Source organism: Curtobacterium sp. 18060 (genome assembly GCF_902706105.1).
GTDB lineage: Bacteria > Actinomycetota > Actinomycetes > Actinomycetales > Microbacteriaceae > Curtobacterium.
In genome coordinates this window covers 32570-41922 of sequence record NZ_CACSJV010000029.1, presented here as the reverse complement: position 1 = coordinate 41922, position 9353 = coordinate 32570, and the positions used below count along the sequence as shown (strand labels likewise).

General features: G+C 66.3%; 12 protein-coding genes and 1 pseudogene. 4 read left to right on the top strand and 9 right to left on the bottom strand.

What is annotated here, in order from left to right:
• Positions 1 to 244: 244 nt before the first annotated feature.
• The 4 genes from GVL05_RS13445 to GVL05_RS13430 form a co-directional block, all read right to left on the bottom strand.
• Positions 245 to 892, bottom strand: a complete 648-nt coding sequence (locus GVL05_RS13445; protein ID WP_159573430.1) for a hypothetical protein — start codon at positions 890 to 892, stop codon at positions 245 to 247.
• A gap of 5 nt (positions 893 to 897) precedes the next feature.
• Positions 898 to 2256: a glycosyltransferase family 2 protein gene (locus GVL05_RS13440; protein WP_159573429.1), complete on the bottom strand. Its 1359-nt coding sequence runs from the start codon at positions 2254 to 2256 to the stop codon at positions 898 to 900.
• Positions 2257 to 2345: 89 nt separating this feature from the next.
• A complete protein-coding gene (locus GVL05_RS13435) occupies positions 2346 to 2522 on the bottom strand; it encodes a hypothetical protein (RefSeq protein ID WP_159573428.1) in 177 nt (58 codons plus the stop codon).
• 91 nt (positions 2523 to 2613) lie between these two features.
• Positions 2614 to 3252 carry a GntR family transcriptional regulator gene (locus GVL05_RS13430; protein ID WP_159573427.1) on the bottom strand — a complete coding sequence of 213 codons (639 nt, stop codon included), beginning with the start codon at positions 3250 to 3252 and terminating at the stop codon, positions 2614 to 2616.
• A gap of 132 nt (positions 3253 to 3384) precedes the next feature.
• Between GVL05_RS13430 and wecB the strand changes: the two genes are divergently transcribed.
• On the top strand, positions 3385 to 4500 hold the full coding sequence (gene wecB, locus GVL05_RS13425; protein WP_159573426.1) for a non-hydrolyzing UDP-N-acetylglucosamine 2-epimerase: 1116 nt from the start codon (positions 3385 to 3387) through the stop codon (positions 4498 to 4500).
• 49 nt (positions 4501 to 4549) lie between these two features.
• Here wecB and GVL05_RS13420 read toward each other — a convergent pair whose 3' ends face one another.
• The 3 genes from GVL05_RS13420 to GVL05_RS13410 form a co-directional block, all read right to left on the bottom strand.
• Entirely contained in the window at positions 4550 to 5239 is a 690-nt protein-coding gene (locus tag GVL05_RS13420; RefSeq protein WP_159573425.1) for a GntR family transcriptional regulator, read from the bottom strand.
• Positions 5239 to 5865 (bottom strand): GntR family transcriptional regulator, encoded by a 627-nt coding sequence (locus GVL05_RS13415; RefSeq protein ID WP_159573424.1) that lies wholly within the window; start codon positions 5863 to 5865, stop codon positions 5239 to 5241. The genes GVL05_RS13420 and GVL05_RS13415 overlap by 1 nt, the downstream gene beginning before the upstream one ends.
• Positions 5866 to 6004: 139 nt before the next feature.
• Entirely contained in the window at positions 6005 to 6883 is an 879-nt protein-coding gene (locus GVL05_RS13410; protein ID WP_159573423.1) for an Ig-like domain-containing protein, read from the bottom strand.
• 133 nt (positions 6884 to 7016) lie between these two features.
• Between GVL05_RS13410 and GVL05_RS13405 the strand changes: the two genes are divergently transcribed.
• Complete coding sequence (locus tag GVL05_RS13405) at positions 7017 to 7607, top strand: hypothetical protein (RefSeq protein WP_159573422.1); 591 nt, start codon at positions 7017 to 7019, stop codon at positions 7605 to 7607.
• A gap of 149 nt (positions 7608 to 7756) precedes the next feature.
• On the opposite strand, the gene GVL05_RS13400 is transcribed toward GVL05_RS13405, so the two are convergent.
• Positions 7757 to 8185, bottom strand: a complete 429-nt coding sequence (locus GVL05_RS13400) for a hypothetical protein (RefSeq protein WP_159573421.1) — start codon at positions 8183 to 8185, stop codon at positions 7757 to 7759.
• Between the two features lie 17 nt (positions 8186 to 8202).
• Entirely contained in the window at positions 8203 to 8409 is a 207-nt protein-coding gene (locus GVL05_RS13395) for a glutaredoxin domain-containing protein (protein WP_235035980.1), read from the bottom strand.
• 13 nt (positions 8410 to 8422) lie between these two features.
• On the opposite strand from GVL05_RS13395, the pseudogene GVL05_RS13390 reads away from it, so the two are divergent.
• Positions 8423 to 8569: pseudogene (locus GVL05_RS13390) on the top strand (helix-turn-helix domain-containing protein); the annotation flags it as partial.
• 143 nt (positions 8570 to 8712) lie between these two features.
• Positions 8713 to 9219: a hypothetical protein gene (locus tag GVL05_RS13385; protein ID WP_159573418.1), complete on the top strand. Its 507-nt coding sequence runs from the start codon at positions 8713 to 8715 to the stop codon at positions 9217 to 9219.
• Positions 9220 to 9353 lie beyond the last annotated feature (134 nt).

Genomic DNA, 9353 nt, shown 5'->3' with positions numbered 1-9353 from the left:
CACCTTGTCCGCTCGATGCAGCCGACGGATCTCTGCCCACGTGTCCACTGTGATCACCCTCCTAGCGTCAACCAGGGGGTCCATCCCAGTTCGGCGTCAGGGGGTCCGTTCTACTTCGGCATCAACAACATGAGCAGGACGATGCGATACCGCGCCGTCCCGACCGCTGTCACGGCCGCGAGTGCGGCCGCGCCGAGTGCGCCAGGCGCCGGTTAGACAGGCCGCATCGCTGGTCTGTCAGCCCTCATGGCGTGGAATCTTGCGCGCTGCGGGATGTGTTCTCTGTTTGTTTCCGCGCGGTGAGCAGGAGCCGCAGTGCGAGGGTGACTCCGATGACGGCGGCGTCGAACAGGATGAGGAAGTTCACCATGCCCGGGTCCCAACGGTGGATGGAGTGTGCGAGGGCCAAAGTGGCGACGGCTGCTGTCAGGGAAATCAGACGCCAGGTTTCGAGGGTGAAAAACCGCTCGAGGATCTGCTGCTCGGGTCGATCCGCCGGCGACCGGTTACGTCCAGTGGTCACGTCTGCGAGGAGTTGCAGGACGACTGTCACGACGAGGAAGATTGCTGCGAACGTGAGCTGCCACCCCCAGTAGTACTGGCCGGAGACACCCCACGAGATCGCTGCGCCGATGATGAGCACGATGTGCGCGATCGCCACCGGGAGCTCAATCGTGATGGCGCGTACATCGCGTTCGAGGACGGTGGTGCGCCCGACAAGCACATGGCGAAGTGTGAGCGCGGCGATCAGCGCGAGCGCCAGAACGAATTGGATCATGACGGAGCCGGTGGTCGCGGTAGTGCCGCCGCTGTGCCAGAGGGCACAGGCGCCCCCGACGGCTGCTGAGGTGTCGAGGATGATGATGCCGATGATGCGGGTGAGGGTGTTCATGCGGTTCAGCTCTCGACGGCGACGGAGCCATTGAGGACGACGTGTGCTTCGCCATTGCGGCGCGTTTTGGCCCAGCCGTTTCGCCGGCGTGCAATGCGGGAGAAGGCGCGCGCGATGCAGATGTACATGTAGTAGACGTACAGCCACATGCCGAGGCCGTAGAGCAGCGCGGCGCCCCAGCTGGTGCCGGGTTCGCAGCGGCGCTTGTACACGGGCCCCCACACGGCGAACGGCCCGATCGCGAAGACGACGTTGAGGGCGATCAGCCAGGGCAGGTTGTTCAGCTGTGCGGCGCGAGATGCCGGGTCGGTGACGAGCTGGTACCCGAGGAACGCGGAGATGATCAGGAAGGAGATCGCGCCGAGCATCTGCAGGAACGGCAGCACCAGGTAGTAGCAGGTCTCCAGCACGCCGGCGGCGTCGAAGTGCCGCGACTTGACGATCTCAGGGATGTACCGGACGCACTGGATGTTGCCCTGCGCCCAGCGGGTGCGCTGGGTGAGGAGGCGACGAACAGACGGGAGGGCTTCTTGGGACACGTGGGTGTCGTAGACGTGCTTGATCTTGGAGCCAGCGAGCAGCACGTGCACACCCAGCTCGTAGTCCTCGAGGAGGGCGCCGTGCCACGGATCTCCGTAGAGCGCCGCGATCGCGTCCAGCGTGGACAGGCGCGTGAACTGGCCGTTGCCGCCGAGACCGACCGTTCCCGTCCGGGCTCGGAGGGACTGCATGCCGGCGATGACGGTCCGGAACTCGAGGTCCTGCATGCGGAGCATCCAGCGGGCGGTGAGGTTGGCGAGGACGCCACGTTCGGGGAACGGTTTCTTGTCGTCCCGGTTCTTCATCCAGACCGCGATCTGTGCTGCCCCCACCTCGGGATCACCGAACACGTCGTCGGCGGCGCAGACGTCCAGAGCGTTCGGCGCCATCTCTCCGTCGGCGTCGACGACCGTGACGATGACCCGGGTCCGGTCGACATCGGCGGGCAACCACGCGTTCAACTGCGCGAAGGCGGCGTTCAGCGCATCACCCTTCCCGGTTCGCGCGTCGGGACGGCGACGCTGGACGACGTGCACGTGCTCGTCTCGGGCAGCGTAGGAGTTCGCGATCTCGGACGTTCGGTCTTCGCTGTCGTCGTCGATCACCCAGACGTGGGCGCCGGGGAAGTCGCCGCGGGCGCGTTCGATCGTGGTCGCGACGACCACTTCCTCGTCGCGGCAGGGGATGAAGAAGTGGTACTCGAAGTCGGCTGCGGTCCCGGGGTTCACCTTCGGGTACCGCAGGAACGGGACGAGGATGAAGAAGATGTACGCGATGAACATCACACCCATCACCGTGGTGAAGGCGTTCATGATCTGGAGCAAGACGGATCCTTCGGGAGATCGGAACTTCAGGGATGAGAGTGACGGTGGTGTCGGGCGCCGCCGCGGTCAGCGGCAGCGCCCGTGGTGCGTCAGGCGGGAACGTCTCGGCTGAGCCAGCGCTTGCGCGCCAGGAGCGCGATCCCGAGTGCCAGGGCCAGCCCGGTGACCACCAGCGGGAGCAGCATCGAGCCAGTCCCGGTGTAGGCCAGTGCGCTCACGCCGAGGCCACCCGCGGTGGGCCCGAGGCCGTTGCCTCCTCCGTACATGTCTTCCTTTCTGACAGTCCGACCATCGAACCATCTAAAATATTCTATGATCTATGGTTGCATGCTTGAAGCGAAGGGGCAACCCTGCCTGTCAGACGGGCGCTTCGGCCGCTCGGAGGGCAGCCGCGAGCAGTTCCGTGTAGGCGTTCACCGCGATGCCGACCGCCTGTCGATCACCGCTGGCACATCCCGCCCGCATCGCGCGGAGCGCCTCTTCGCGTTCGCCGGCGCTTGCCCGGCAGGTGATCCCGTGCGCGGACTCGAGGACGTCGAAGTACATGCGCAGCGGCACCACGTGGTCAGCGACCGCATGAGCAGCCACACGGTTCGACGCCCGGCCGACCAGGTACTCGATGGCACCGAGGTACGCATCGACGTCCTCGGCCCCCTCCACGGCCGCCCCGAGCTCGTCGAGCGGGAGCTCCGGATCCGCCGCCATCAGTGCGGCGAGACGGCCGACGACGATGAGCCGGTGCCGCATGTCCTCCGCCGTCCACTCGGCGACCATCGTGCGTGCGTTGCGCTCGACGGAGGCGAAGCGCATCCAGGAGAGCTTGGTGACCGCCTCCCGCACCGGCGTGCGGGAGATGCGGAGCTCCTCCGCGATCGCATCGACGTTGATCCGCTCACCGGGCGCCATCTCTCCGCGGACCACGCGGCGCAGGAGCACGTCGTAGGCCTGGTCGGACAGGAGTCGCCGATCCATCAGTTGCGCGCCGTACCGCGGCATGTCAATCTCCAACCTCCGCCAGAGCGGATCTGAAATTTTCTGTAGTCAGATATTCACACATCTTGCAACTGAACACAAGAGCATCTAATATTTGATCGTCCGATGGTCGGACTCAGCACAGGAGGAACACAGATGGCACAGCCGAAGTCGATCGCCGTCGTCATGGGGACGCGGCCGGAGATCATCAAGCTCGCCGGGATCGTGCGGGAACTCGGCGACGCCGCGCGGGTCATCCACACGGGCCAGCACTACGACGAGACCATGTCGGGCCAGTTCCTCGACCAGCTCGGTATCGGGACGCCCGACGTGGTCCTCACAGGGATCGGGGGGAAGGGACGCGGGACACAGATCGCATCCGCGATCGCTGCGCTCACCGCGGAGTTCGAGCAGAACCGCCCCGCCGCCGTGATCGTTCAGGGCGACACGAACGCAGTGTCGGCGGGTGCACAGGCTGCCAGCTACCTCGGGATCCCGCTCGTGCACGTCGAGGCCGGTCTTCGTTCGTACGACCGAGCGATGCCGGAAGAACTGAACCGTCTCGTGGTCGGCGCCCTCGCCGACGTGCACTGCGCTGCGACCGAGGTGAACCGGCGGAACCTCGAAGGAGAGGGCGTCGACCCCGCCCGCATCGTCGTCACCGGGAACACGGTCGTCGAGGCGACGTTGGACTCGCTCGCCCGCGCCGAGTCAGATCCAACCGCTGCGGTACCGGGCGTGCCGGACACGTTCGTCCTCGCGACCATCCACCGCCCCGAGAACACCGACTCGGAGCCTGCGCTCCGCCGGGTGCTCGAGGGGCTGCGCGGCACCGGGCTGCCGGTGGTACTCCCCCTGCACCCGCGCACCCGCAGCGCAATCACCCGCTTCGGCCTGTCGGACCTGCTGGAGGGCATGACCGTCACCGCGCCGGTCGGTCACGCATCGTTCTTGTGGCTAGCGTCCCGCTGCCGACTGATCGTCGCCGACTCCGGCGGAGTGCAGGAGGAGTGCACGGTCCTGAAGAAGCCACTCCTAGTCATCCGCCGATCGACCGAGCGCCCCGAAGCGGTCGACTCCGGCTTCGCCCGTCTCGTCACACCCGAGCAAGACATCGCCGCGGCAGCACGGGCGTTTCTCGACGAGTCCGACAACACGTCGCTCGATGGAACCCCGTCCCCGTACGGCGACGGGAGCGCCAGCTGGCGGATCGCACAGATCGCGCTCGAGCTCGGTACCGCGACACCGATGCCCGCGGTCCGCGCCGCTTGAGCTGAACCCCGATGGGCGCCCGGTCGACACGACCGGGCGCCCATCGTCGTCAGTCGGCCGGGAGGACGACCCGGCCGCGCTCCAAGAACACTGACCTGGTCGGTTCATACAACGCTGCAACCGCAGCACCTGCCGCGGCCGCATCGCGCTGCTGCACGGCAACGTTCACGGCGTCGATGCCAGCGTGCATAACCGCTGGGTCCACACGTGACGCTCCTGGCCGCATAAACCGTGCCAGCTGCTGAGAGAGCCGATCGACCTGCCAACGAAGGACCTCGTTCCCGGTCGCGTCGGTGAAGACGCGGAAGAAATCAGCCACCGCCCGCTCGATGGCGAACCAGTCCTCGGCCGCGATGTGGTCGCGGAGAGATCCGATCGCTTCGGCCGCGGCAAGTCGCTGCGCATCGGTAAGAGTTGCGGTCGTAGCACGCACCGCCCACTCGTTGATCATGCCGGACAGCAGCAGCGAACGATTGGTGCGATCCGGGTCGAGGGCGCTCACCCGCGTGGGTCGCCCGACTCCCATGTCGACGAGTCCAGCGTCTCGGAGACGCAGCAACGCGTGCCGCACCGGGTTCTTCGACATCCCCAGCCAGGCGAGCAGTGCCTCATCGGCAAGGACCTCACCTGGTTCGAGTGTGCCGTCCTGGATTGCTGCGTAGAGACGCTCGAACGCGATGTCCTTCAGCAGCGGCCTGCTGGGCGCGTCGGCGCCGCTTCCGAGAGGAGGCAACGGCATCAGCTGATCCCTTCTCTCGAGGCGACGCGTTGGAACCATGCTGACAGGACCGCGCTGGCACGGTCTGCGTCTGCATCTGCGATCGCCGTCCGCAACGCGTCGATGTCCTCCTGCTCGAAGGCCGGCGCATCGTCTGGCACGAGGTTCCAGTGCCGCCGCACGAATGGAGCGAGATCGTCCCACGTCCGAGTGACGCGGTCGTTCCCAACCAGTCTGACGAGCTCGGCGAGCATCCCATCTGCGACGAACAGTGCCCTGCCGTTGGGTATGAGCAAGCTCGCAAGTCTCGTCCGCTCTGGCTGGGACAGAACAGGCAGCACCAACGACACACAAGCGGGGAGAAACGCGTCGAGGGTTCGGAGGGTTGCCCGGACACGTTCCCGGTCGTCAACGCTGACGCGGGTGGTGCGCTGCGGCTGTACGTCGAGCAGCCCGATCGCTGCGAGGCGGTCGATCGCTTCGCGCACCGGAGTCCTTGATGCGCCCGTCCAGGCCTCAATGGCCTGCTCATCGATTGCTTCTCCGGGCTCAAGTTGCCCGTCTTCGATGACCTGCCGCAGTTGACGCATCACGACGTCCGCGAGGGCCGGCCGGACACTATGCTTCGCAGCTTGAGGAATCGGCACGCACTCAGCCTACCAGTAGCACGTATATCAGATGATGAGTTGGCGCCTTGCTGCCGCGTCCGATTTCAGCTTGGCGTGAAACAGCGGTGCTGGGGTCCGACTGTTGTCGGACCCCAGCACCGTGAGTGTTCGTTCTGTTCTACGCGGTGGCGCGCTTGCGGCGCACGAGCACGACCGCTCCGAGGGCAGCGGCGGCGGCGAGGCCGAGGCCGCCAGCGACCGCGGGGTTCGCGATCGGGAGGTTCGCGGCGCTGACCGTGGTCGGGTCGGAATCGAGGCCGTTAGCGGTCTGGGTGATGGTCAGGTCCGAGGCGGTGCCGGAGAGGTTCGAGCCGAGGTCGGCGGTCCACTTGCCGCTCGCACCGACGGTTGCGGTACCGACGGTGTTGCCCTGGTCGTCCTTGATGGTGACGGTCGCACCGGGCACGCCGTCGCCGGAGAGCACAGTGTTGCCCGACCCGTTGTCGATGTTCGACACGGTCGGTGCGGCGGGCTTCACGATGACGCGAACATTCAGGCTCGCAGTCTCCGTGCGGGGCCCACCGCCGTTTGCCACCTCGAAGCTGTAGGTGGAATTTGCCGAGTACGTGCCAGCCTGCGCACCCGCGTCGACTGTCACGACAGGGAGGAAGCGGAACTGTCCACCGGCGGGCCAGCTGGAGTTCGTCGTCTGCGTGCAGGTCAGCGTCTTACCGGCGCCACCCACGGTGCAGTTACCGATGACTGCCGCGTTGCCGACCCAGGTCGTGCCACGATCGCTGGAGTACTGCGTCGTGACACCCGCCTGAGCGCCGAAGGTGGTGTTCGCCGGGGCGTTGAACGTGATCGATCCGGCACCCACCATGCCGGGAATCGTGGCGCCGTCGTTCTGCATAGTGAAGGGGACGTTCGCGTGCTGGCCGGCGGCGATCGTGGTCGTCGACGGCATGTCCGTCGCGTTCGCGGGGCTGGCGAGCAGGGCAGTGCCGGCAACGGCGAGAGCGGCGACGCTGAGCGATGCCTTGAGGGTCTTACGCAAGTGATCAGTCCTTCGGTTGGTGGTGCAGCCGACTGCTGCGGTATTGCAACCACTGTAAGCACAAATATTTTTGTGTGCAACACTTGAACACAGAAAATTTTAGATCTACTGTGGTCGCAACAGAAGGAGCGTCATGTCCACGATCGCGGCACCACCCGTCCGGATGCACCCCCTCACCCGTACCGTCCGACACCTACTTGGGGCTCTCGCGGCCGGGGTGGGCATCGTGCTCATCGTGATGCTCGACCAGGTCCGTCACGTCGAAGCGGCTCTGGCGTCGTACTGGATCGGCCCGGTGACACAGAACCGCAGCATGCTGTGGGGAGACACCTTCCTGTTGCACCTCTCCGATACGCAAATCATCGCGTTCCGGATCACCGTGGAGTGCACGATCGTGATCCTTGCCGCACCGATCATGTTCTTGTCGGCCGCGCTCATCGGATTCACCCGAGTGTCGCCGCTGCGTTGGTTGCTGGCGACACTCGTCGGCGTCGTCACGGTCGTTGTCGTGAACCAGTTGCGCCTCGGACTCATCGCCTGGTCGACCCTGACATGGGGCCTCGACCCCGGGTACGAGATCTCGCACACGTTCGTCGGTTCAGCGCTGGCGGTCCTCGGCTTCGCCGGCGCGATCGCACTGATGCTTGTCATCATGAGCGGCGGCAGCACCGACGCACGGCCACGTGCGGCCGTCCGGTCCGGGCGTCGCCGCGCGAAGCGCTAACACCCGCCCGCGAATCCGCCTGCTACACCACTCTGCGGCGGTCCGCGTAGCGCGGACAGGGAAGCGTCCCGGTCGGGAGAGAGACGACCGAGGGCGCTAGCTGGTGGGGAGGCACTCACGCTTACGTGAGGAGGGCCTCCGAGCTCTGGTCATGCGTCCCCTCGGTTGGTGTCGAGCGGGAGCATTTCTTCCTCGTCGGGCCAGTAGTCCCACTGCAACAGGCGGGCACGCGCTCCCTGGTACGGACCCTTGTTGGCGTGGATGGTGCAGTCGTGGTTGTCGTGGTCGTATGCGGCCCGGTAGTACCGATCGGCGTCGTAGTCGGCGCCGTTGTAGGCGTTCCACGCGGCGTCCACCTCGGACCGCCGAGATTCCCAGCCCCACCGCTGTCCCTGTCGAAAGATTGCCCACTCCCGCTCGGTGAACTCCCCCATCGGGATCTCACGGCCCGCGGCCGCCGGCGGCGCTGCGAGCTCGTCGTAGGCCGCGGGCCCGGAGAACACGTCGACCGGCTCGGGCGACTCGTCGGCCGTCATCGCCCACTCCCATCGTGGTGGGTTCGGCGTGCTCTCGGTCATGGTCTTCATGTCCTCGGTCAGGCGGTCAGGGCAGCGATCTTGTCGGGCTGGAAGCCAGCCCACGTGTCGGTGACGGTGGCGGTGGCGGTGACGACGATGGGTGCCTGCATCAGGCCGCGGGCCTTGAAGCTCTCTACGACGTCGACGGGCTGCGTGGTGAGGTCGATGACCTCGTAGGTGACGCCCTTGTTGTCGAGGGCACGGTACGTGGCGGTGCACTGCACGCACAACGGCTTGCTCGTGGCGCTCCACCGTGCCGGGGATCACTCGGTCGCGGAGCTCGTCGAACTGTTCGGAATCGGACGCGCGACGGTGTACCGGGCGCTCGACCGGAACCCGGTCGACTCTGCGTCGGATCTCGCGCTCCCCCGCCTTGATGGCTAGCGCCCAATAGCACACGCTATCAGGTGCTATCACAGACGACGGCTCGCTCAGGCGTCCGAATCGTAGGCTTCGACCGTGCTCCTACGCCTGCTCGCGACGCCCCCGCTGACCCACCGCCATCTTGGACCGACAACCTCGACTGGGTGGCGATCGCCGCCCTCGCGCTGTCGCTCATTACGGCCATCGTCGGGATCGTCAACGCCATCCGTAACCGCGCGCGCCTCGTGGTCACTCTGCAGCACGACTGCTTCACTCCGTCGGCCCGGCCGCACGTGTTCAACGTGCCCTTCACGGTCACCGTCCAGAACCTCGGAAAGACGCCACTGACTGTCTGGGACGTCGGGCTTGGTCACGCTCACGATCCGCGAAGTGCGTCGAAGCGCCGCGCACAGATCGTCGTGCACAACCTCGAGCAGCGCAACCCAGCGGGCCTCGACCCGAAACAGTTCATCCTTTCGCACGGCCCCACGGTGCCCCACCAGATCCCCGTCGGCGGAGTTGTCGACTGGATTTTCGAGGACCACGCCACCGCTCCGCACGGCAAGGATGTCGTGTGGCACGCCTACGCTGTGCGCCTGCAGGGCAAGAGGCAGATCGAGCGGCGCTCCGCCGAATGCTTCACGCGGGAGGGCGTGGCCAGCGGGGAGTGACCGGTGGGAGTGGTGCCCCCGGATTGGGCCGGGGGCACCGTGCCGACGAGCACGAGGGGCGCCGGCTCATTCACGATACCGGGCGTGGCCACCAATGCCGATAGCCCCGGATATCAGACAATATCAGGGGCTAT

Bases quoted from the DNA above. Each gene is read 5' to 3' on its own strand.
- GVL05_RS13445 (WP_159573430.1), bottom strand. From the start codon at position 892: ATGAACACCCTCACCCGCATCATCGGCATCATCATCCTCGACACCTCA.
- wecB (WP_159573426.1), top strand. From the start codon at position 3,385: ATGGCACAGCCGAAGTCGATCGCCGTCGTCATGGGGACGCGGCCGGAG.
- GVL05_RS13405 (WP_159573422.1), top strand. From the start codon at position 7,017: ATGTCCACGATCGCGGCACCACCCGTCCGGATGCACCCCCTCACCCGT.
- GVL05_RS13400 (WP_159573421.1), bottom strand. From the start codon at position 8,185: ATGACCGAGAGCACGCCGAACCCACCACGATGGGAGTGGGCGATGACG.
- GVL05_RS13435 (WP_159573428.1), bottom strand. From the start codon at position 2,522: ATGTACGGAGGAGGCAACGGCCTCGGGCCCACCGCGGGTGGCCTCGGC.
- GVL05_RS13420 (WP_159573425.1), bottom strand. From the start codon at position 5,239: ATGCCGTTGCCTCCTCTCGGAAGCGGCGCCGACGCGCCCAGCAGGCCG.
- GVL05_RS13430 (WP_159573427.1), bottom strand. From the start codon at position 3,252: ATGCCGCGGTACGGCGCGCAACTGATGGATCGGCGACTCCTGTCCGAC.